Origin of the sequence: Olleya sp. YS (assembly GCF_029760915.1) — a bacterium.
Classification (GTDB): domain Bacteria; phylum Bacteroidota; class Bacteroidia; order Flavobacteriales; family Flavobacteriaceae; genus Olleya.
Window position 1 is genome coordinate 980,739 of the sequence record NZ_CP121685.1, and the last position, 24,084, is coordinate 1,004,822.

The window sequence follows — 24,084 nt, forward strand, 5'->3', positions numbered from 1 at the left end:
TTACAAATAGATACTTAAACATTTTATGAAAAATTACATCCTTGCACTATTCTGTGCAATTTCTTTTGCCTCAATATCTCAAACTCAAAACAAAAAACAAAGTTTACTTTGGGAGATTTCTGGTAACAACCTTGACAAACCATCATACATTTATGGAACTATGCATGTTAGTGCAAAAGTTGCCTTTAGACTAGACGATGTGTTTTTTAAAGCGTTAGACAATAGTGAAAGTGTTGCTTTAGAGTCTGATCCATCTACTTGGTTAGCCTTTAATTACAAAACAACAACATTAACACCTCAAAATTACTCGCAGAGCTACGATAAAAATTTTTATTCTAGTTTATTTGGGTTAGAGCATCCAGAAGAAGTAGCTATTAGAGGAAGCATAAGATCTGATAACAGAATGATTAATGGTTATTTATATAGAAAAGATGGTTACGCAGATAATTTTGAAGAGGAAACTTATTTAGACATGTTTATTTACCAAGCAGGTAAAAAGAAAAACAAAACAATATATAGTTTAGAGGATATTGAAGAATCGCGCTACTTAGTTTCTAAAGCACAACGTAATGCTAGAAAAAATAAAATAGATCCATGGTTAACTAAATTATACGAAAAAGAAAATCCTTATTTGGTTCAAGAAAACACCTATCGTGATCGAAACTTAGCTTTATTAGACTCGATTGGAGCAGCTTCTAATACAGAGTTTTTTAGAGAACATATGTTGTACAAGCGTAACGAAAACATGGTACATGTACTAGATTCTCTAATGCAATATCAAACTGTTTTTGCTGGTGTTGGAGCTGCGCATTTACCAGGTAATAAGGGTATGCTTAAAATGCTGGAAGATAAAGGGTATACTGTAAAACCATTAGTGTCTGAGCAAACCAGTGTTGCACAAACCAAAAAAGAACAAATTGAAGACTATATCTCGCCACCAACTATTAAAACACAAACCACTCCAGATGGATTTTTATCTATAAAAACATTTACAGAGTTATATGAGTTTTATTACAGTGGTCAAAAATATTACATCTCTCCAGACATGACTAATGGTGCTTATTTAACCATTAGCAGATTTAATACTTACGATTATTTACCTAATGAAAAAGAAATCTCTTTAGAGCGATTAGACAACTTTTTGTTTGAAGATATTCCTGGAGATATCATTAAAAAAGAAGCCTTAACAACTCCATATCCTGGAATTAGTATTTTAAATAAAACCAAAAAAGGAGACTATCAAAAGTATCATATTTACAAAACACCATTTGAAGTTATCCTAATTAAATTTGCTGGTCAAAAGGAGTATGTTTTAAAAAATGAGGCGCCTATTTTTAACTCGATACAATTTAAAACACCAAGTTCAAATTTTAATACATTCACTTCTACTTACAATAAATACGAAGTTAATTTTCCAGAATATCATACCACAGATAATGTGCAGAATGCTGGACAAAAACTAATTCAAGGAAAAGCAAATGATGATTACTACTTCTTAAAAGAAATCGCTTATAACGACGTCTATTACATTGAAGAAGATAAATTTGAAGCTAAATTTATTGTCACCAACTTTTTAAAAGATTTTGAAATCGAAGACTCTGAAGGCGATTTTAAAAACGATACGTATTATAGTTACGAAGGGTTTGCTAAAAAAGACTCGACATCAACAGAAAACATTCACCTTAAAAGTATAGTTAAAGACGGAAGCTACTTTTTATTAGGTTATGTTGGTGAAACTGAACAAAAAGCAAAAGACTTTTTTAAATCGTTTACATTTAAAAATGTCACTCAAGACGGTTTTGAAAAAGTAGTTGATACCTCGCTACACTTTTCGGTAATTACAAATACTAAAGCATCACCTCCTTACGATTATTACAGCTATAGTAAACCAAAAGATTACGAAGAAAAAACTAAACGTACCACTTACTACTCTAAAGCTAATGAGCAAGTTTTTATTACCAGATTAAAGTTTCATGACTTGCAGATGTATAAAAACGTGGACAGTTTATGGAATGAAATTGATAGCGAATTGAAATCCATGGAAGATATTGATGGATTTAAAAAATATAAAGTCGCCAATAAAAAGAAATACAAAAAAGACGATCAATATTTTTATGAATATACATTAAAAGATTCCTTAAGTGCCAAAGCTATTATAGTCAAAAACATCTTAAAAAAAGGAGCTCTTTTTGAAATTAAAAGCTTAACAGATACTATATCTAAGCCTTCAACTTTTATTACTAATTTTTACGACACTTTTGAGCCCTTAGACACGCTTTTAGGTGAGTCTGTTTTTAGCGATAAGACAGAACGGTTCTTCAAAGCACTTCGTGATAACGATAGTATTGTGTTTAAAGCAAAATCAAAGATAAAGTTTAATAAATCTAACGCTAGCACGATGATAGATTTAATTAAAAACTTTGAATTTCCAGAAAACAAAGAAGATTTTAAAACCTTTTTAATCTCAGAATTGGCTGAGCTTGAAGATCCAAGAACAGACGCCTTTTTAAACAAATTGTATGAAGAATCGTATTCTAAACCAGACATCCAAAACACTATTTTAAGATCCTTATTAAATAAGCCTACTAAAAAATCGTACAATACCTTTTTAACGCTTTTAAATAAAGATTTACCATTAAGTGGATCAATAGGTTCTATGTTTTATAACTACAAAGACTCACTAGAACTTAAAAAAACACTGTTCCCAGATTTAATGGAGTTTACAACTATTGAAGAGTATAAAGAGCCTATTTACGAGCTATTAGCACGTTTAATAGACAGCAGTGTTATTAAACCAAAAGCGTATAAAAAGTTTAAAAAGCAATTAATTAAAGACGGTAAGATAGAGGTTAAACGCAGTTTAGGATCAAAATCTAGTTACAGTTACAGGTCATACAGTAGCTCACTTTATGCGTTTGTAAAACTTATTTTCCCGTTTAGAAAAGAAACCGAAGCCAAAAACTTTTTTGATAAGCTATTAGATAGCGATAATGTCTCTGCGTTAAGCACCTATTATGTGTTGCTTGAAGAAGCTGGAGAACCTATTCCAGAAAAACTAAAAGAAAAAACAATTGACGACTATAAAAATCAAGCTGCATTAGTAGATAAAATGTACAAGAAAAAGTTATTTAAACCCTATTTAGCTGAAAAAATTAGTCAAGAAATGTATGCTAAGTCAACTTTGTTTGGTAGAAAAACTATTGAAAAAGAACGTGATTCTATTCACTTCTTAGGAAAAAAAGCCTTCAAAACAGATGATGATAAAGAAGGTGACATGTACTTTTATATGCTAGTTAGCAAAGAAGATAAAGATGAAAACAAGCGTTTTTATTACGCAGGTTTTTTAAAACCAGAAAAGCAAGGTAGACTGCAAACCGAAGTGTATTATGACTCAGGTTACAGTGGAGATTATATTGATGAAAATGAAGAGGAAGATAAGTTAATGAAAGATGTCTTAGACTTAGTAATACATAAAAATCGAAGACGTTTAGATGATGGTGGAGGCTATTAAAACATTAAAAAAGCGCTTAAAATTAAGCGCTTTTTTTTATATGGACTGCACATACTTTTTAGGTGTAATCCCATACTTCTTTTTAAAGGCTGCTATAAAATGACTAGATGTACTATAACCTACTTTTAAACCAACTTCGTTAACATTATTATTTCCTGTTTCAAGTAGTTTTCTAGCCACTTCCATTTTGTAATCAAATAAAAAACTAAATACAGAATCGCCATAAATTTGCTTAAACCCTTCTTTTAATTTTTTAAGTGGTAAGTTAATTTCTTCTGACAACTCTTGCAAAGTTGGTGGTTCAGACAACCTAGCAATAATAATATCTTTTGCTTTTTTAATTTTAGCCACATTAGTTTCGTCAACCAAAAAAGGGCATTGTTCAATATTAGCATCTTCACCTCTATTAAAATAGAGACTCAACAACTCGTATGCTTTACCTTTAAAATACAACGTTTTTATTGAAGAGTTAAGATTATAATTTAATATCTGATTTAAAGCAATAGCCATAGATGGCGAAATTTTTCCGTCTTTATAATATTTTTTATCCTTATTATCTTCACTTAAAAACGTAATATAATCTGCTTCTTGAGAGAATAATCCATGAAACTTTTTAATGGAAATCAATACAGAAACCAACCAACAATCTGGTGCAACTTCTAAATGTATTGGCAAATCGCGTTGCGGATTATATAATAGCAAAGACGTTTCTTCTGCAATGTTTAAAGTATAAGTTCCATTGTTAAAAATAAAGTCACTTTTACCCTTTAAACAAAAATGAAACTGTATAAAACTACTATCAATATAACGTTCAACTACCTGTTTTTCAGAGCTTTCATTTTGATAAATTAACACAAAAACATCTTGATCAACTTGTGTTTCGTTAAAAGAACCTGTAGCGACATTTTTTAATGAAGAAGATAACGACATATTTATATTTTATTTAGATTGATTCTAAACAACTAAGCTTAAAACCATTGGTTTCACTGCAAAAATATGACAATTATCATAGTTTTGTAAATTTTAGAGCTAAAAAACCCGAAACGTTATTAAAAGTTCTTTCAGCGTTACTTTTTAAATATAATACAACATAAATTTGCTTAAAATAAAGTCCCAGTCAGGTAAATGGAGCACTATCACATGTCAACAGGCACATACTTTTATGCTTTAGGTTTAAGCTACAAAAAAGCAGATGCAGAAATTAGAGGTCATTTTAGCTTAGATGAATCCTCTAAATTGGCACTTTTAAATCAAGCTAAAACTAATGGCATCACTAGCTTAATAGTTACCTCAACCTGTAATCGTACAGAAATTTATGGGTTTGCAGAACATCCTTATCAACTCATTCAATTATTGTGTGATAATACCAAAGGAACCGTTGAAGAGTTTCAAAAATATGCTTACATCTATAAAGGTAAAGAAGCTATTTCGCACTTATTTAAAGTAGGTTCTGGTTTAGATAGTCAGATTTTAGGTGACTTTGAAATTATCGGTCAACTTAAAAAAAGCACATACATTTCTAAAGAATATGGATTATTAAATCCATTTATCGAGCGTTTAGTCAACTCGGTTATCCAAGCAAGTAAACGTATAAAAACAGAAACTGAAATTTCTTCAGGCGCAACCAGTGTATCGTTTGCATCAGTTCAATATATTTTAAATACCATTGACAATGTTACCGATAAAAACATTTTGTTATTCGGAACTGGTAAAATAGGACGTAACACTTGTGAAAACTTAGTAAAACACACAAAAAACGAACACATTACCTTAATAAACAGGACTAAAGATAAAGCTGAAGCTATTGCAGGAAAATTTAATTTATTGGTCAAAGATTATGCTAATCTGCAAGAAGAAATTAATGAAGCAGATATCTTAATTGTAGCAACTGGAGCACAAAATCCAACAATTGACAAACAACTGATTCAGACTAAAAAGGAGTTGTTAATTTTAGATTTATCCATACCTAAAAATGTGGATGAAAATGTTACCGACTTACCAAACGTAAAACGCATTCACCTTGATGATTTATCACAAATTACAGATGAAACTTTAGAACGTAGAAAGTTGCACATTCCTCTAGCCGAAACTATTATTGAAGAGATAAAAGCAGACTTTATAAGCTGGTTAGAAACCAGAAAGTTTGCACCAACCATTAAAGCTTTAAAGTATAAATTAAAAGATTTTGCGACTACCGAATTAGATACACAACGTAAAAAAATGGCTAATTTTAATGAGGAACAAGCCGAAATTATTAGCAATAAAATTATTCAAAAAATAACCAATCATTTCGCTCATCACCTTAAGGATGATGCTTTCTCTACTGACGAAAGTTTGGATCTTATAAAAAAAGTGTTTCAGTTAGAAAACACCTCAAAGCATGTCTAAAACTATTAGAATTGGGACTCGTGATAGCGAGTTAGCCTTATACCAAGCCAAAGCAGTACAAAATCAACTTGAACATTTAGGTCATAAAACCACTTTAGTTCCTGTAAAATCTACAGGAGATTTAGTGTTAGATAAACCCTTATACGAACTTGGTATTACAGGAATTTTCACTCGAACATTAGACATTGCTATGTTAAATGGTGATATCGATATTGCTGTACATTCTTTAAAAGATGTACCAACCGTTCTTCCTAAAGGCATTGTTCAAGCTGCAGTTTTAAAACGCGGAAACGTTAGAGACACTCTAGTGTTTAAAAACAACGAAGAGTTTTTATCTTCAAAAGAAGCAACCATCGCAACCGGAAGTTTACGTAGACGTGCACAATGGTTAAATCGTTATCCAACACATGCAGTGGTGGACTTAAGAGGTAATGTAAACACCAGATTACAAAAACTAGAAGATAGTGATTGGAATGGAGCTATTTTTGCTGCTGCTGGAATTGGTCGTTTAGACTTAAGACCTGTAGATGCTGTTAATTTAGAGTGGATGATTCCTGCTCCAGCACAAGGTGCTATTATGATAGCTGCTTTAGAAGACGATGAAGACATTAGAGCTATTTTAACAGAAATTAATCATGAAGAAACCCAAATCTGTACCTCTATTGAACGTGAGTTTTTAAACCGTTTAGAAGGTGGTTGTACTGCTCCAATAGGAGGTTTAGCGTTTATTAAAAATGAAGAAATAACTTTTGAAGGTATTCTTTTAAGTAAAGATGGTACAAAAAAAATACATGTCAAACGTGTCAAAGCTTTAGGCGAACATCATGATTTAGCAGAATGGTGTGCTAACTATATTTTAGATCGTGGTGGTAACCGTTTGATGGATCAACTTAAAGAATCCTACAAAAAAACTAATGTTTATTCTACAAAATCATTAACTGAAGATCAACGCTTTTTGTTTAACGAAAAAGTCAAAGTAGACAGCTCAGATTTTATAAAAATTAGTTTAAATAGAATTCATCCACGATTCATTAAAAACGAAATTGAAAACGTCATCATCACAAGTAAAAATGCTGTAGAAGCGTTATTAACCAATTATTCTGCGGTTGAGCTTCAATTTAAAAACATTTATTGTGTTGGGCGACGCACCAAAAAAATGATTGAAAAACGCATTGGAAACGTATTACATTCAGAAAAAAACGCCAAAGCATTGGCAAACTATTTAGTCGAATTTATGGATGGTACAGAAGTCACATATTTTTGTAGTGATATTAGATTGGATGAGTTGCCAACCATTTTAGCAGAAAACAATATAAAAGTAAATGAAGTTGAAGCGTATCAAACCAAGTTAGATAGTATTAAACTTCCAGAGTCCGTTGAAGGCGTTATGTTTTATAGTCCATCAACAGTTCAAAGTTTTAAAAAAGAAAATAATGTTGAAGACAATATGATTGCATTTTGTATTGGCGAAACCACAGCTAAAGAAGCAAGTAAACATTTTAAAGATGTGCGCATAGCTAAAGTACCTACTGTGGAAAGTGTTATCGAGTTGGTAAATGAACACTACGTTTAAAACCTCTCGACCGTGTTTGAATAGACAAAATTCTGTCTGGTTGAGCGCAGTCGAGACCTATTTAAATAAAATTAAGTTGAATTAAAAAGATTTCCGCTTTAGCGGAAAGTAAGTATGATAAAAAACGATTTATTTTTAAAAGCATTAAAAGGAGAAACCGTAGAACGTCCACCAGTATGGATGATGCGTCAAGCAGGTCGTTATCTACCAGAATTTATGGAGATAAAAGCTAAATACGACTTTTTTACACGTTGTCAAACTCCAGAATTAGCAAGCGAAATTACAGTACAACCTATTAGAAGATATGGTATGGATGCTGCGATTTTGTTTTGTGACATTTTGGTAATACCTCAAGCTATGAACATTGAGGTACAAATGAAACCAAATTTTGGTCCTTATTTGCCAAATCCAGTCAGAACACAAAAAGATGTGGATAATGTCATTGTGCCAGACGTAAAAGAAGAGCTAAGCTACGTTTATGATGCCATTAAAATGACTAAAGAAAAACTTAATGACGAGATTCCGTTAATTGGTTTTGCTGGCTCACCATGGACTATTTTATGCTATTGTGTGCAAGGTCAAGGGTCTAAAAACTTTGACAAAGCCAAAGAGTTTTGTTTTACAAATCCTATTGCTGCACATCAATTATTACAAAAAATTACAGATACAACTATTGCATATTTAAAAGAAAAAGTGAAAGCAGGTTGTAATGCTGTGCAAGTGTTTGATAGTTGGGGAGGCATGCTCTCTCCAGTAGATTATCAAGAGTTTTCTTGGCAATACATTCAACAGATAATAAATGCTTTAAAGGACGATGCTCCAGTCATTGCATTTGGAAAAGGGTGTTGGTTTGCGTTAAACGAAATGTCAAAATCTGGTGCATCAGCATTAGGTATAGATTGGACGTGTTCTGCAAGAAACGCTCGTTATTTAACTGGTGGAAACATTACTTTACAAGGTAACTTTGACCCAACACGTTTGTTTTCGCCTCCAGCAGAAATTAAAAGAATGGTCATCCAAATGATTAACGAGTTTGGTAAAGACAAATACATCGTTAATTTAGGACATGGTATATTACCTAATATTCCATTAGAAAACGCGAAAGCCTTTATTGATGCTGTGAAAGAATATAAAGCTTAAAAATGGATAATTCGTTTAAAAGACTAACTAAAAGATATACGCTTTTAAAAAAAGGCTGGACACCTCAACAAAATCTTTTTTATGGTTTTTTAACTTATATTATACTAGGTGCCATTTTACTGTGTTTACCGATTTTTCAGAAAACAAGTGCTCCAATAATAGATCATATTTTTATAGCTACTTCTGCTGTATCTACAACAGGATTAGTAACAATCTCTATATTTGATACTTACAACTTTTTTGGACAATTTATTATCATGTCCTTAATTCAATTAGGTGGTATTGGTTATCTATCTTTTACCACTTTTATGTTATTATCTACTACCAGAAAAATGACCCTTTGGCATAAAAAAATATTATCCACAGAGTTTACATTACCGAAGACTATTAAAATTACCGATTTTATTAAATCAGTAATTTTATTTACTCTTATTATGGAAATCATAGGTGCTATCTTATTTTTTATTGCATTTAAAATGGAAAATATGGCTACATTAGAAGCCATTTGGTCCTCTATATTTCATAGTGTTAGCACTTTTTGTACTGCTGGTTTTAGTTTATTTAACAATAGCTTTATGGGTTATGTAGATAATGGTTTTATAAACTTCATAATTTCTATGTTAGCTATTTGTGGTTCGCTAGGTTTTATAGTAATCACAGACTTTGGAATGATAGTAAAAAATAAAAACCACAGATTAAGTTTTACAACAAAAATAATAATTTATGGCTTCTTAATTTTATTAACTTTTGGAACTCTCTTTTTTTATTTTTCAGAACCTTCAATCATAACTTTAGAAGGGAAATCAAGATTTTTAGCAGCTTTTTTTCAATGTATGACAGCTATGACAACAGTTGGTTTTAATTCTGTTGATTTTGGAGGATTTTCTCAGGCTATGATACTAGTTTGCTTGTTACTAATGTATATAGGTGCATCTCCATCTGGAACCGCTGGTGGTATAAAAATAACTACCTTAACTGCGGTATTTGCTATAATGAAAAGCAGATTAAAAGGTAGTAAAAACATAACATTTTTAGGAAGAGTTATTCCATATGAAAGACTATACATAGCAACTTCTGCATTTATATTTTACACAACTATAATTTTTATTGGAGGCTTTTTAATTATTTTATCACATGATTTAAAATTTGAAGATGTTTTTTTTGAAGTTGCTTCTGCGTTAGGAACCGTTGGAATAAGTCGAGGTATAACTGCTGATTTGACTATGTTTGGAAAAGTTATTATAATTGTTTTAATGTTTATTGGTCGCTTAGGTGTATTGACATTTGGATTAGCAATCTGGTCGAAAAATATTACCAATGAAGAAAGAGAAATTTTAAAAGAAGATATAGCTGTTTAATTATGATACAAAACATAATAAAAGGTATAAACGGTTATTCTGGTGCATTTGCACTTATTTCAAAGCTTAAGCTTTGGAAATACTTCTTTATACCTATTGTTATTAGTATTATTACTGCAACAATTATTGGTGTTTCGGCTTATGGATTCTCTGATAATATAGGTGGTTTTATCGCTAAAATTTGGTTTTGGGAATGGGGAAAAGAAACCTTTACTACTATCTCAACCTTTATTGGTGGTGTTATTGTTTTAGCAATTGGAATCATCCTATATAAACATATTATAATGGCATTGTCTGCTCCTTTTATGAGTCCAGTGTCTGAAAAAATTGAAGCACATTTAACAGGCGTAACTAAACACCATCACAGAAAAACCACATTTCAAGAACAACTTATACGAGGTATCCGAATAAATGTAAGAAACCTTGGTCGCGAGTTACTTATAACACTACCCATTTTGCTACTTAAATTTATTCCTGTAGTTAATATTTTTTCAACAGGATTGCTATTTTTAGTACAAAGCTATTATGCTGGGTTTGGAAATATGGACTATACTTTAGAGCGTCATTTTAATTACAAAGACAGTATTCGTTTTATAAAAAGAAACAGAGGAGTAGCTATTGGTAATGGTGTGGTGTTTATTTTGTTTTTATTTATTCCTGTTATTGGAGTTATTTTAGTTTTACCACTTAGTGTGACAGCTGCTTCTTTAAGTACTGTAAAACTGTTGAAAGTAAATCAACAAAATATAGAATCATGATTGGGACATTTGATAATTTTGAAATTAATCCAATCCATAGTGGTGACGCTTGGAAAGTTTGTGATTTAATGGTTGCCAATCAAGACCGCTTTCAGCGTTATTTCCCTAAGACTTTAGAGCAGAATTTAACTCCAACCTTATCGCAATTATTTGTTGAAAAAAAAGTCAAACAATTTAATAGTAAAGACGAATTTTTATTCACTTTAAAACATACAGAAACCAGAGATTTAGCAGGATTGATTTATATTAAAGAATTAGATTGGAATACAAAACAAGGTGAATTTGCTTATTGCATTGGCTACCCATTTGAAGGTCAGGGATTAACATCAAAAGCAGTCAAAATACTTTCTGATTATGCTTTTAATACCTTAGGTTTAAAAACACTTCAAATTATTGCTTTTAAAAACAATATTGGAAGCGTAAAAGTAGCCACAAACAATAGTTTTAAATGGGTTAAAACTATAAAACAAGGATTTACTCCTGTAGGTGAAAATCCTTTAGACATGGAGTTATACGAATTATACAATGAAAAATAAATTCTATCATTACATACAAGAATTACAAAACAGCATCACTTCTGGATTAGAAGCTATAGATGGTAAGGCTACCTTCCAAGAAGATATTTGGGTACGACCAGAAGGTGGTGGTGGACGCACGCGAGTAATTGAAAACGGAAACGTTTTTGAAAAAGGAGGCGTAAATATTTCTGGTGTACATGGTATATTACCAGACAGCATGCAAGCTTATTTTGGAGTCAAAGATGCCGATTTTTTTGCTTGTGGATTAAGCTTAGTATTACATCCAAAAAATCCAATGGTACCAACCGTTCATGCTAATTGGCGTTATTTTGAAATGTATGACAGAGATGGTAATATAGTAGACCAATGGTTTGGAGGTGGACAAGACCTAACGCCTTATTACTTGTTTGAAGAAGATGCTAAACACTTCCATCAAACGTGTAAAACAGCGTGCGATAAACACAATCCTGAGTTTTATCCAAAATACAAAGCTAGATGTGATGAGTATTTTTACAATACACATCGTAACGAAGGTCGAGGTATTGGTGGTTTATTTTTTGATTACTGTAAAGCGTCTAATGACATGAGTATGCAAAATTGGTATGATTTTGTGACCGAAGTTGGAGATAGTTTTTTGGAGGCTTACCTGCCTATTGTAGATAAAAGAAAAGATTTAGAGCACACCAAAGCACAACGTGATTGGCAAGAAATACGTCGTGGTCGTTATGTCGAGTTTAATTTAGTACACGACAAAGGGACCCTTTTTGGTTTAAAAACAAACGGAAGAATAGAAAGTATTTTAATGAGTTTGCCTCCACATGTGCAATGGGTGTACGACCACAAACCAGAAGCTGGAAGCGACGAAGAAAAACTAATTGAGGTATTACAAAATCCAATAGATTGGATTTAATATTATTTTTTGACTAAATACTTAATGAAAGATATATACAATCAAAAATTCATAGAAGAGCTCTTTAATAAAATGAGTGGTTCCTATGAACGTGTAAATTATATAACGTCATTTGGTTTCAGTGAACGTTGGAGAAGACAATGTGTAAAATCCATTGAAATAAAGAAAAATGATACAGTTTTAGACCTAATGACTGGCATGGGAGAATGTTGGAAACCTATTTTAAATACAATTGGTGTAAATGGTAAATTAATAGGTTTAGATTTTTCTGAAGGAATGTTAAATATGGCACATAAAAGGAGATCAAAATATCCTAACTACCAAATAAAACTTTTAAAAGAAAATGTTTTTAAAAACACAATTCAAAATAACTCAATAGATTCTGTTATATCTGGTTTTGGTTTAAAAACATTTTCAGACAAACAGTTGCATGACTTTTCAGATGAGGTAAATAGAGTTTTGAAAACTAATGGATCATTTTCTTTTATTGAGGTTTCAGTTCCCAAAAACAAGTTGTTAAAATTTTTTTATCTCAATTATGTGAGGTTTTTTATACCTATTCTAGGTTTTCTTTTTCTAGGCAATCCTGAAACTTATAAGATGTTAGGTGTTTATACTTCAAAATTTAATAATGCAGAAAGAGTAAAAGAAATCTTTGAAAAAAAGGGATTTAATGTTGAATATATAAATTATTTTTATGGTTGTGCAACAGGCATAAAAGGTCAAAAGAATTAAAATTATGTTCCCACTAAGAAGAAACCGAAGACTAAGAACCAACGAAGCTATTAGAAGTTTAGTTAGAGAAACTATTATCTCGCCTTACGACTTTTTAGTGCCACTTTTTATAGTAGAAGGAAAGGGTGTAAAAGAAGAAATTGCGTCGATGCCAAACTACTATCGATACAGTTTAGACTTGTTAGAACAAGAAGTCAAGGACCTTTGGAAACTGGGTTTAAAATCTGTTTTACTATTTGTTAAAGTACCAGACCAATTAAAAGACAATAAAGGGACTGAAGCACTTAATCCTGATGGATTAATGCAACGTGCCATTAAAACAGTTAAAAACGTATGTCCAGACATGCTAGTGATGACAGACGTGGCGTTAGATCCATACTCGTCTTTTGGACACGATGGAATTGTCTCAGATGGAAAAATAATTAATGATGATACTGCAGAAGTTTTAGCAGACATGAGTCTCTCTCATGCACAAGCAGGAGCGGACTTTGTGGCACCAAGTGATATGATGGATGGTCGTATTTTAACCATTAGAGAAGCGTTAGAGGACGAAGGGTTTATAGATACAGGAATCATGAGTTATTCGGCTAAATACGCATCTGCTTTTTATGGTCCTTTTAGAGACGCTTTAGATTCTGCTCCTGCAGATATTAAAGACGTGCCAAAAGACAAGAAAACCTATCAAATGGATTATGCTAACCGTTTTGAAGCCATTAAAGAAACCGAAATGGATATTGATGAAGGTGCAGATATTGTCATGGTTAAACCAGGTTTATGCTATTTAGATATTGTTAGAGAAATTAAAAACGTAGTAGATGTTCCAGTTGCAGTATATCAAGTGTCTGGCGAGTATGCTATGCTTAAAGCTGCAGCAGAAAAAGGGTGGTTAGATCATGATGCTGTGATGCTAGAACAAATTACAGCAATCAAACGTGCTGGTGCAGATGTCATTGCAAGTTACTTTGCAAAGGATGTAGTGAAGTTAATTTCTTAACTATGCTTATCTAAAAAAATTATTTAGAAGTCACAGACTCTCCAGAAGTTAACGCCCAATTTATACCAATGATAGTAACTAAATTGTTATCACTTATTGGAAAATCTTTACCAAATCCTCCTGTTAAACTCATTTTCTTATTGATTTGATACGTAATATTTCCAACAGAACGATATTGTTCGTCATCACCATCACGTTGTAAATATTCATATGAAAGATTGAATTTGCCTAACTCTAACTCTAACTTTCCACCTATATCCCAAAAATTAGTATCAAAATAATTTTGCTCTGCATCTATATTAAATCCGTTATCAATATATCTACTAATTGCATATAGATGAAAATAATTTTTATCGTTAAACGGAAGCGCTAAATCAAGGGTAAACCATCCTCCCAAACGTTTTGCGGAATTACTACTAAATGTATTCTCTTTAAACAATAAACTGTAAGCTACAGCTCCATCTAGTCTTAAAATAGGCTTGATGTTTTTTGGGTTATAATAGAATTTAACAATCCTTTGGCTGATATCATTAAAGTAAGCAGTTGCAAGGCTTTTCCCGTCAGTATATACTGATTTAAATTCAGGGTTCTGACTTAAGACCGTATTTGCGGTATCAATATAATTTTTTGGTATTGTTTTGTTCTTTACATATTCATCAGCCATTTCTCTAGTAACTATTAAATTTGAAAAAACAAGAACACTATTATATTTGTTGAGTGCAGCGTTAGCATAAGGTTGTCCTACATCACTTAATATATTAACTAGTTTATCGGTTTGTTTTCTACTATACAATTGTAATAGCGTTGTTCTTAACCCAATAGCAATTAATTTTTTTTCTTCTTCAAAACCTTCAAACGCTTTATTAGTGTAAGCTAGAGAAAACGAAGAATTAGTTTGAATAGGTTTTAAAATAGGATCAATAACATATTTTCCTTTGTTATTAGTTCTTAATCCACGATAATCTTTATAAGATTTATCTTTTGTATTTGGAATAAGCCAATACGGATTAGTTTCTAAAGCAATATTACCTTCAGAAAAGCCATTAGTTACATAAAGAGCTAAGCTTTTAAGGTTATCAGGTGTGTTTATAGCTGTTGGCGATTCTTCAATAATTGTAAATGCTGGATTAGCGGTACTTTCAAAATTGAAATCGTTGACCGAAGCTTGGTTGTCTTCTTGAGCGTTAACTATAATAACATTTAGCGATAGAAAAAAAATAAGAACTTTTTTCATATTTATTGGTTTAATGATTTGATAAATTCTCTATGAATACTTTTATGGTCTTTATTTAAAACAATTTCAATATTCTTTTCTACTGTAAACTGTTCAGCAGACACATTGTTATATTCATTTTCAAAATCAACAAGGGTAGAATAATACGTTTTACGGTTGTCTTGGTCATAAACACTATATCTAATAAGCGTTCTTTCCTTAACTTTTTCCAAGTTTGGCTCTTGATTTATATCTACTATAAAAATAAATTTTGCAGCTAAGATAGCTCGTTGTTCTGCTTGCTCTTTAGTAAAAGTTGCTGTATTAGAGTCATTGCTTAATACTTCAAAATCTGAATCATCATTCTTTTTTTTAAGTGCAAATACCGTAGGTCCAACTTGTTTTCCAATAGTTTCTACATCTGTAATGTTTATTGTTATCTTTTGATTGTTATTAAAAGTTTCAAATGCTTCCATAATCTATTTTATTTTACTGTTTAACACCTCTTTTACCTCGCTAATGTCCATCTTATAGTTAACTAATTTTGGGATTTTTATAGCTTTAGTAATAGTACTATCCTTAGTGGTTAATAACGTTAGTTCAATTATTTTATCCTCTGTAAATTTAGCTTCAATTGTTACTTTATTTTCACCTTTTAGTTTAGATACTTTTAATTGTTGAGTTTTTATAAAGTCTTTTAATCCTTCATCTTCATACCCAGAGATTGTATCTGCTCTAGCTTCAATTTTATCAAGTTTTGCTTGTGCAGCTTTATCTTTATTTAAAAAGTAAAAAGATATAGTCCCTCCTAAAATTATTGCAATTGTAGCTCTGGCAACCCAACGTTTGGCACTTATCACTTCTTCTTGTAGACCTTTGACTATTCTATTGTAAGCGTCATTTATTTTTAAAGGACTTCTTAAATCTAGGGTTTCTAATTGTGCTTTTTGACCAACTGATATTTTAAATTGAGCCAATAATAAAATAATATATGGTAAAATAAAGGCTAAATAAACTTTGTAATCTGTTGTCGCTGTAATTAACGAAGAGGTTAACCCAAGAAAAGTATAAAACCCTAATAAAGCTTTTAAATAATTACTTTGATTTTTTAAGTGTTTTTTTAAATTAGTAAACGTGTCATTTACTAATGCTTGACCTTTTTCTAACCAAAAAGTGTCAAAATCTTTTAGCTCGCTCATGACTCATTAGATGTTATAAACACGCGTTGTTTATGTCCTGAAGGACATTCTACTACGATATAGTCTGTAATAGTGCCTGTATTAGTTAGTGTATTTTCTCTTGTAGGTTTAAAGTCTAATTCTTCTACTGGTCTAGCAACTACAGTATCTATGGAAGAAATGACAACATTAAATTTAAGGGTGCAATCACCTTTAGAACAGGGCACCTCAGTGATTTTGTAAGTTTTAGTATCCATAATTTAAATATTAAAATTTGGCTACTAATTAGTGTATAGGGAATACTTTATTGACTACAAGTTAAAAAAATATAGCTATTTTTACAAAAACTATAATCTAATTAATGGCTTTACTAATCTTTTATGGAGTAATCTCCATCTTCTTTTCGTTTTTGTGCTCCATACTTGAAGCAGTATTATTAAGTGTTACACCAACTTTTATAAATGTAAAAAAACAAGAAGGTAAACACTACGCAACAAAACTTGAAGCTCTAAAAAGAGATGTGGATAGACCTTTAATAGCTATTTTAACTCTCAATACCATTGCCCACACTGTTGGAGCTATTTTAGTTGGTAAAGAAGCCGAAGGGTTATATGGTAATGGAGATGGTTATGGCGTATTCATAGTGTCTGCGGTAATGACTATATTAATACTAGTTGCTTCTGAGATTATTCCAAAAACTATTGGAGCGACCTATTGGAAAAGCTTAGCAAATTTTACTACTAAAGCACTTAACATTTTAATTTTTCCTTTAAAATGGACTGGTTTATTATGGTTGATGCAATTAACAACAAAATTGATAGGCGGTAAAGGTCATGGAAGTGTTTTAAGTCGAGAAGGGTTTTTAGTGATGGCAGATATGGCTCATGAAGAAGGTGTTTTTGAAAGTAACGAAAGTAAGATTATTAAAAATCTATTAACTTTTAAGGAAGTTTTTGCAAAGGATATAATGACACCACGTACAGTAATGAAATCTGAAAACGAAACGACTACAGTAGAAGATTTTTTTAGTAAAAACATGAATCTTCGTTTTTCCAGAATCCCTCTATATGCAGATACAGAAGACAATATTAAAGGTCTAGTTTTAAAAGATGAAATTTTTAAAGAAATGGCTTTGGGTAATGGTAATAAAAAACTATCAGACCTTAAAAGAGATATAATAATAGTCAATCGTGATTTGGCTATTCCAACCCTTTTTGAAAAGCTTGTCGAAACCAGAAACCATATGGCTTTAGTAGTAGATGAGTATGGTTCCGTAAGCGGAATTGTAACCATGGAAGACGTGATTGAAACCTTATTAGGCATGGAGATTATGGATGAAAGTGATAACGTTAGCGATTTACAAAGTTTAGCTAGAAAAAGCTGGGAAGCACGTGCTAAAAAACTGGGCATTATTGACCAAAACGGAGAAGTGTCCAAGCCAGAATAATGGAAGAATGCATCATCAAATCGCCTTTAGGTTACACCAAAATAGTAGGTGATAAAGATGGTATAAGTTCTGTAACAGTAATCAATTCAGAAGAAAAAGTAACCGATATTATTCCAGATGTTTTAGAAGATTGTGTGCTTCAGCTTAACGAGTATTTTGAAGGCACACGACAACAATTTAGCTTAAAACTAAATCCGCAAGGGACTATTTTTCAAAAACACGTTTGGGAAGAACTGCAAAACATCCCTTACGGAAAAACAACTTCTTACCTTTCGTTATCAAAAAAACTTGGAGACGTTAAAGCTATTCGTGCTGTTGCCAATGCTAACGGTAAAAACCCGTTATGGGTTATTGTTCCGTGTCATCGTGTTATAGGAAGTGACGGCAGTTTAATCGGTTACGCTGGCGGATTACACAGAAAGCAGTGGTTGCTAGAGCATGAAAGCCCATACAAACAACAAACCCTGTTTTAAATTCAATTCCTTTTAATTTTCTATATTTAATATTCTAAACTATTGTTAATGAAATTTTTAAAAAAGCTCTTAAAAATATTGGTTGTTCTTTTTGGATTACTAATCGCAATCCTTTACATCACAGACACAGACTATCTTCTTAAAGCTGTTCGTACCATTTATATGCGTGGTTATACTACTGCGTTTTTAGACGATTATAAGCGCTTTGATAACCAAGTGATTGAAAACGGAACACCTCTACCTTGGCCAAACCACAAAGATTACAATACAGCTACAGAAACTGAAACCTTACAAAAAGCTAATAAAGATTGGGGAACAGTAGCTTATGTTATTATTAAAAACGACAGTATTTGGTTTGAAAACTATTATGATGGTTATAACGAAAACTCCAAATCCAACTCCTTTTCTATGGCTAAAAGCTATGTGTCAGGATTAATGGGTAAAGCCATAATGGAAGGTTATATAAAAAGTTTAGATCAACCTGTTTGCGACTTCCTGCCAGCATTTTGCGATGGTGAAGCAGCAAAAATGACGGTTGGAGATTTATCTAGCATGGCATCAGGAACCAATTGGGACGAGGCTTATTACTCACCTTTATCAATAACCACACGTGCCTATTTTGATGATGATTTAAGAAAAGTAATGAATGGATTAAAAGTGGTTACAACACCTGGACAAGCCTTTAAATATGCAAGTGGAGACACACAAATGCTAGCGATGGTTATTGAAAAAGCAACTGGTAAAAAACTATACAATTACTTAACCGATAGCTTTTGGAAGCCATTAGGAAGCGAAAATCCAACCCTATGGCAATTAGATAGTGCAGAAGATGACTTAGTAAAGGCTTATTGTTGTATTGCGAGCAATGCAAAGGATTTTGCACGTTTTGGTAAATTATATAAAGACCATGGTAAATGGAATGAGCAACAACTATTAGATTCGGCTTTTGTGGCAAAATCACTAAAACCACGTTTCTCATCTAGTCCAGAATATGGTTACGGTTGGTGGCTTAAAAGCCAAAATGGAAAAGACTTTTATATGATGCGTGGACACCTAGGACAATATGTTATTGTACAGCCAGATGACAATGTCATTATTGTTAGATTAGGACACCAAAAATCTCCAGATGCTGGAATTGGTGCTTACACCAAAGATATATCGCTATATATTGATGAGGCTTATAAGATGATGAATGCTAAATAATTAAATGTAATATGATTTCTAAACTCAACCTAGAAAACATCCTATTTTTAGATATCGAAACCGTTCCAGAAACACAATTCTTTAAGGAATTAGACGCAACCAAACAAGAGCTTTGGGACGCTAAATCGAGCTACCAAAGAAAAGATGAATTTACTGCTGAAGAATTTTATAATCGTGCAGGTATTTGGGCAGAATTTGGAAAAATTATTTGTATTTCGGTTGGGTATTTTACTATTCAAGGCGATACGCGTTTGTTTAGAACCACGTCGTTTTATAGCGAAGAACGAGAACTTTTAAAAGAATTTAAAAACTTATTAATCTCTCATTTTAGTCAAGCAAAACATTTGCTATGTGCGCACAATGGAAAAGAATTTGATTTTCCGTACATAGCAAGACGAATGATAATCCATAATATAGAATTACCATATAAATTAAACTTATTTGGTAAAAAACCATGGGAAGTACCACATTTAGATACTTTAGAATTGTGGAAATTTGGTGACTACAAAACTTACACCTCATTAAAACTAATGACAAACGTGTTAGGTATACCATCACCAAAAGATGATATTGATGGCAGCGAAGTCTATCGAGTTTATTATGAAGAAAACGATATTGACCGCATTATCACGTATTGCGAAAAAGACACCATTGCTGTAGCGCAAATCTTTTTACGACTTCGTGGTGATAGTATTTTGAGTGATGAGGAGATTATTCATGTATAGTAATTAATAGTAAAAGTAATCATATCCCGAAAAACTCAAGGGATATTCATTATTTTAGTCATTATATAGCTAGTTGTACGCAATTTGAGGAACCTATAAAAACCTACTGAATTTGGGAATTGTTTGTGAATTATACAGAATGTCTGACTCAAAAATTGAGGAGCTTAAAAAAATGGAATCAGAAGTTGCGGAGGAATTTCTCGATGAAAATTTTGCGAATATTTTTGGCAAATATCATAAAGAAAATAATACTGTTTTTTTCAATGGACAAAGGTTGGGATATTACCAGATTCTTAATAAAACAAAACGACAATTCTGAAGATGGATTTTTAAAAATACTTGACTCAAAATACATTGAATCTGGAAAAGCAAAACGTGTGAATGAATTACTTTGTGGAATAAATAGCGATGGAATAAAAGAAGTTTGCGACCGAAAACTTATGGCTAAAAAGCAAGTTTATCTTGCGAAAAGATTAGAAAATTGGACTGAACAAAACTTCTGGAATTACATTTTACCTCATTTAGAGACATATAAAAAAGCATTTCAAAAAGCGGTAGAATTAAATCACGGAATAGTATTTCACTTTCACTAATGAATAAAAAACTGCGTACAACACCGTATATGATTTATTGCTAATTCTAGCCTACTTACGAAAATCCTCGCGGATTTTCTATTCGGTTTGTATTTGCTAAATTAGTCGCTTAAACAACATAACTAATCTTATACAAACACGTTAACCAAAAATGAAACCCACAAAATATATAATTCTTATTCTTTTATTATCACTCCTTTCAGCATGTAAGCAACAGGGTTGTATAACTCAGGAAAACATTAAAAAATTAGATGCCTCATGGGAAAAAGCACAATTAGAATTAGATTATGATTTTATTGAGTCCTTATTAGCAGAAGATTATATTTGGGTACATAATCATGCTAATACCATAGATGATAAAGCAGCTGTTTTAGAACGTATTAAACGCTACACAGCTAACAATAATACCGAAACCAAATCTAGAACCTCTAAAGACGTTAAGGTTATTATCACTAATAAAACTGCTATTGTAAGTGGTTATACAATTATAGATAGAGGTCCGAGTCCAGTTACCTATCATTTTATGAGGACTTATGTAGAAGTTGATGGCAACTGTTATCTTATTGCCAACCACACTATGGCTGTTCCAAAAAAAGAAAATGAATAAAAACGTTTTTTAAAATATTTAAATCCATTAATAAGAAAAATAAAAAAGTCCCAACTTTCGTTGGGACTTTTTAGCAATAACTTTTGTTAGTTTAGGGATTCAAATTGTTATTGCTTTAAGAATTTTCTAGTTTCTATAGTATCGTTAACTTCAAATTGTACTAAGTATAAACCAGCTTCTAGTTGACTTACATTAATTCCTTTTGATGTTGTAATACCTTTAGCTACTTGTTGTCCTAACATATTAACTACTGTAAACGGTAAGTTTTCTACGTTGGTCTTCACGAATAACGTGTTACCTTTTACAGGGTTTGGATATACTGAGATATCAACGCCTAGATGTTGTACAAACCCTTCGTTAGCAATTCTTGCTGTACCACATGGTCCAAGGTTTATCCATCCAGAGTTAGTTCTTTCATATAAAGTACCATTATACGTTACTTGATCTCCTGGAGAATAACTTGTACCACTGCTCCAAGGTGAAACTCCAGCACACTTATCTGCAGCTCCATTAGTTAAGCTTATTGCATCTACAGCCATGTCACCTTGCCAAGTGGTACCTGTAGTACCATCAAAACGTAGTCTAACAGCATCACCTGAGTATGACGATAGGTCTACATTAGCATCTTGCCAAGCATTACCTTGGTTTCCTGATCTTGTCCAAAGAGTTGTCCATGACGATCCATTATTAGTACTAATAGCTAGGCTTAAACTTCCCATAGCAGACGATCCGTACATGTGATATTTAAAGCTAAATGTTGCTTGATTTTGACCTGCTAAATCAAAACAAGGTGATACTAAAATAGCACGTTTGCTTGAATAGTTTGGTGCAGAAGACTCCATATAAGCATATTGTGATCCTGCAGCTGCGCTTGATGGTCCTGTGTTGCTTGAAGGTGTTGATCCGCTTCTTCTTGTCCAGTTAAAATCGTCTCCACTTCCTTGTGTCCATGCTCCGAAGCTAGATTCAAATCCTTCACTATAAGGGAAAGACGAAATTGCTCCTGTACATCCTGAAGGTGCAGGACTAACGACAATAGTTCTAGATACTTGATCCGCTGCATTACCTGCAGCATCACTTACGTTATAATTTCTAGTGTAAGTTCCAGCAGAGTTTGTATTAACTGTTCCAGTAATAACTATACTAGAGGTTAAATTACCATCTACATCATCTGTAGCTGTAGCTCCTAATTCGGTATATGTATCACCAACTGTTAAATTAATAGTTGCATTTCCGTTTAAAGTTATTACAGGTTTAACTGTATCTGCAGGAGCACTTCCTACACAAAAGTTTGTCACTTCAGAAGTTGTAAACGAACCTCCAGATGCTAAAGTAGTTGAACCATTAGTAACACTATAAGATCCATTTCCATAAGAACAGCAAATACCGTCTCCATAAGCATCAGTAATTGTAAAGTCATAACATCCATCTGGTAAACATAATGTTTCAGAAATTGTAGAACCATCTGCTTGAGAACCATAAGTCCCACCAGAAGCTACTGTTGTTCCGCTAGAATTTTTAATTGTCCAAGCTGTTTCTTCAGGATAATTATCAAAAGTAATAGTAATATCTACTTCGTTATCGTTACATGCAGTTTGACACGGAGAACATGAAGAACCTCCACAATCAACTCCAGTTTCATCTCCATTTTGAACACCATCTGTACAAGTTGGTGTTGTACCACCTCCTCCACACTTATCTGATAGTGCTAATGCAGCACGAGGACCTCCATTTAATAATGTCGCTCTCATACGTGCTTTTTGTCCTTGCGTGAATAAATTCATACATGAATCATTTGTGTAATCCATATAATTTTGAACCATATCTGTAGATCCACAAGACACCTTTCCTACTGGACATCCACCATTAGAGGTTTGATGCGTTGGTGTATCACTAACAAAATCGTTACCACAATTAGAGTCTCCCCAAATGTGTCTTAAATTTAAGAAGTGTCCTACTTCGTGCGTTGTAGTACGTCCTCCATCAAAAGGAGCAGAAACATTACCAACACGACCAAAATAATTGTAAGCCATAACAACTCCATCTGTAGCTGCGCTACCTCCTGGAAATTGAGCATACCCTAAAATGGTGTTTCCGCCACTTGTCATTTGTGGTACAATCCACATATTAAGATATTCGCTAGTATTCCATGGATTAACACCTCCTGTAGATGTTCTTTTCATGTCGTCTGTAGTTCCCCAATCTTGACGTGTAACCTGTTTTCTTGTAATACCTGTAGTTGCATTTCCATTAGGATCAACAGATGATAAACAAAATTGAATTTCAGAATCTGCAGCTTGTGACCAAGTATTGTCTGCATCAGGATTTGTACGTCTAAAATCCTCATTTAAAACATCTAATTGAGATTGAATTTGTGCAACACTTATGTTTTCTGTTGAATTTCTATATAATACGTGTACAACTACTGGAATTGTAATAATACTACCATCTATTCTGGCGTTTTGAGATTGTGCAATACGCTGTTGCGTGTAGGCTTCAATTTGATCCATTCGCTGCTGTAATGTAGGATCTAATTGTTTTCTGTACTCTAAATTTTCCATTGTCGAACAATTTCTTTCTTGCTGTGCAAAAACAGAAAAAGCCAATAAAAAACTTAAAATTGATAAAGTAATTGTTTTTTTCATGTGAATAATTTAATGGATTATGTTTTATATTGTTAATTTGACACTGAAATTATCAATTATTTACTTATAAATCATTTATTTTTTTAATTTTTTCGATAAAAAACATGTTAAAAAA

22 protein-coding genes are annotated in these 24,084 nt (G+C 32.3%); 16 read left to right on the top strand and 6 right to left on the bottom strand.

Annotation, left to right across the window (positions count from 1 at the left end):
- The first annotated feature begins 25 nt into the window (after positions 1-25).
- A complete protein-coding gene (locus Ollyesu_RS04580) occupies positions 26-3,511 on the top strand; it encodes a TraB/GumN family protein (RefSeq protein WP_279302621.1) in 3,486 nt (1,161 codons plus the stop codon).
- A 36-nt stretch (positions 3,512-3,547) separates the two neighbouring features.
- Here the strand turns inward: Ollyesu_RS04580 and Ollyesu_RS04585 are convergent, their stop codons facing one another.
- Positions 3,548-4,441: a helix-turn-helix transcriptional regulator gene (locus tag Ollyesu_RS04585; protein ID WP_279302622.1), complete on the bottom strand. Its 894-nt coding sequence runs from the start codon at positions 4,439-4,441 to the stop codon at positions 3,548-3,550.
- A gap of 195 nt (positions 4,442-4,636) precedes the next feature.
- Here Ollyesu_RS04585 and hemA point away from each other — a divergent pair, with 195 nt between their 5' ends.
- The 9 genes from hemA (at position 4,637) to hemB (ending at position 13,885) form a co-directional block, all read left to right on the top strand.
- Positions 4,637-5,899, top strand: a complete 1,263-nt coding sequence (gene hemA / locus Ollyesu_RS04590) for a glutamyl-tRNA reductase (RefSeq protein WP_279302623.1) — start codon at positions 4,637-4,639, stop codon at positions 5,897-5,899.
- Entirely contained in the window at positions 5,892-7,472 is a 1,581-nt protein-coding gene (gene hemC, locus Ollyesu_RS04595; protein ID WP_279302624.1) for a hydroxymethylbilane synthase, read from the top strand. The genes hemA and hemC overlap by 8 nt, the downstream gene beginning before the upstream one ends.
- Before the next feature lie 114 nt (positions 7,473-7,586).
- A complete protein-coding gene (hemE, locus tag Ollyesu_RS04600) occupies positions 7,587-8,612 on the top strand; it encodes a uroporphyrinogen decarboxylase (protein WP_279302625.1) in 1,026 nt (341 codons plus the stop codon).
- Between the two features lie 2 nt (positions 8,613-8,614).
- Entirely contained in the window at positions 8,615-9,970 is a 1,356-nt protein-coding gene (locus Ollyesu_RS04605; RefSeq protein ID WP_279302626.1) for a potassium transporter TrkG, read from the top strand.
- Between the two features lie 2 nt (positions 9,971-9,972).
- Entirely contained in the window at positions 9,973-10,728 is a 756-nt protein-coding gene (locus Ollyesu_RS04610; RefSeq protein ID WP_279302627.1) for an EI24 domain-containing protein, read from the top strand.
- Positions 10,725-11,264 (top strand): GNAT family protein, encoded by a 540-nt coding sequence (locus tag Ollyesu_RS04615; RefSeq protein ID WP_279302628.1) that lies wholly within the window; start codon positions 10,725-10,727, stop codon positions 11,262-11,264. The genes Ollyesu_RS04610 and Ollyesu_RS04615 overlap by 4 nt, the downstream gene beginning before the upstream one ends.
- On the top strand, positions 11,254-12,156 hold the full coding sequence (gene hemF, locus Ollyesu_RS04620; protein ID WP_279302629.1) for an oxygen-dependent coproporphyrinogen oxidase: 903 nt from the start codon (positions 11,254-11,256) through the stop codon (positions 12,154-12,156). The genes Ollyesu_RS04615 and hemF overlap by 11 nt, the downstream gene beginning before the upstream one ends.
- Before the next feature lie 24 nt (positions 12,157-12,180).
- Positions 12,181-12,891: a class I SAM-dependent methyltransferase gene (locus tag Ollyesu_RS04625; RefSeq protein WP_279302630.1), complete on the top strand. Its 711-nt coding sequence runs from the start codon at positions 12,181-12,183 to the stop codon at positions 12,889-12,891.
- Positions 12,892-12,895: 4 nt separating this feature from the next.
- Positions 12,896-13,885 carry a porphobilinogen synthase gene (gene hemB / locus Ollyesu_RS04630; RefSeq protein ID WP_279302631.1) on the top strand — a complete coding sequence of 330 codons (990 nt, stop codon included), beginning with the start codon at positions 12,896-12,898 and terminating at the stop codon, positions 13,883-13,885.
- Between the two features lie 19 nt (positions 13,886-13,904).
- On the opposite strand, the gene Ollyesu_RS04635 is transcribed toward hemB, so the two are convergent.
- The 4 genes from Ollyesu_RS04635 to Ollyesu_RS04650 are packed head-to-tail and all read right to left on the bottom strand — an operon-like array spanning position 13,905 to position 16,533.
- Positions 13,905-15,119 (bottom strand): hypothetical protein, encoded by a 1,215-nt coding sequence (locus Ollyesu_RS04635; RefSeq protein WP_279302632.1) that lies wholly within the window; start codon positions 15,117-15,119, stop codon positions 13,905-13,907.
- Positions 15,120-15,121: 2 nt separating this feature from the next.
- A complete protein-coding gene (locus tag Ollyesu_RS04640; protein ID WP_279302633.1) occupies positions 15,122-15,574 on the bottom strand; it encodes a hypothetical protein in 453 nt (150 codons plus the stop codon).
- A gap of 3 nt (positions 15,575-15,577) precedes the next feature.
- Positions 15,578-16,297: a hypothetical protein gene (locus tag Ollyesu_RS04645; RefSeq protein WP_279302634.1), complete on the bottom strand. Its 720-nt coding sequence runs from the start codon at positions 16,295-16,297 to the stop codon at positions 15,578-15,580.
- Entirely contained in the window at positions 16,294-16,533 is a 240-nt protein-coding gene (locus Ollyesu_RS04650) for a hypothetical protein (protein WP_279302635.1), read from the bottom strand. The genes Ollyesu_RS04645 and Ollyesu_RS04650 overlap by 4 nt, the downstream gene beginning before the upstream one ends.
- A 104-nt stretch (positions 16,534-16,637) precedes the next feature.
- On the opposite strand from Ollyesu_RS04650, the gene Ollyesu_RS04655 reads away from it, so the two are divergent.
- The 6 genes from Ollyesu_RS04655 (at position 16,638) to Ollyesu_RS04680 (ending at position 21,324) form a co-directional block, all read left to right on the top strand.
- Positions 16,638-17,723: a hemolysin family protein gene (locus Ollyesu_RS04655; RefSeq protein WP_279302636.1), complete on the top strand. Its 1,086-nt coding sequence runs from the start codon at positions 16,638-16,640 to the stop codon at positions 17,721-17,723.
- Positions 17,723-18,196, top strand: a complete 474-nt coding sequence (locus Ollyesu_RS04660; protein ID WP_279302637.1) for a methylated-DNA--[protein]-cysteine S-methyltransferase — start codon at positions 17,723-17,725, stop codon at positions 18,194-18,196. Before Ollyesu_RS04655 ends, Ollyesu_RS04660 begins: the two co-directional genes overlap by 1 nt.
- Before the next feature lie 48 nt (positions 18,197-18,244).
- Entirely contained in the window at positions 18,245-19,399 is a 1,155-nt protein-coding gene (locus tag Ollyesu_RS04665; RefSeq protein WP_279302638.1) for a serine hydrolase, read from the top strand.
- Positions 19,400-19,410: 11 nt separating this feature from the next.
- Entirely contained in the window at positions 19,411-20,124 is a 714-nt protein-coding gene (locus Ollyesu_RS04670; protein WP_279302639.1) for a 3'-5' exonuclease, read from the top strand.
- A 263-nt stretch (positions 20,125-20,387) separates the two neighbouring features.
- Positions 20,388-20,717: a DUF1877 family protein gene (locus tag Ollyesu_RS04675; protein ID WP_279302640.1), complete on the top strand. Its 330-nt coding sequence runs from the start codon at positions 20,388-20,390 to the stop codon at positions 20,715-20,717.
- A 151-nt stretch (positions 20,718-20,868) separates the two neighbouring features.
- Entirely contained in the window at positions 20,869-21,324 is a 456-nt protein-coding gene (locus tag Ollyesu_RS04680) for a nuclear transport factor 2 family protein (protein WP_279302641.1), read from the top strand.
- A gap of 107 nt (positions 21,325-21,431) precedes the next feature.
- Here Ollyesu_RS04680 and Ollyesu_RS04685 read toward each other — a convergent pair whose 3' ends face one another.
- A complete protein-coding gene (locus Ollyesu_RS04685) occupies positions 21,432-23,969 on the bottom strand; it encodes an immunoglobulin-like domain-containing protein (RefSeq protein ID WP_279302642.1) in 2,538 nt (845 codons plus the stop codon).
- Positions 23,970-24,084 lie beyond the last annotated feature (115 nt).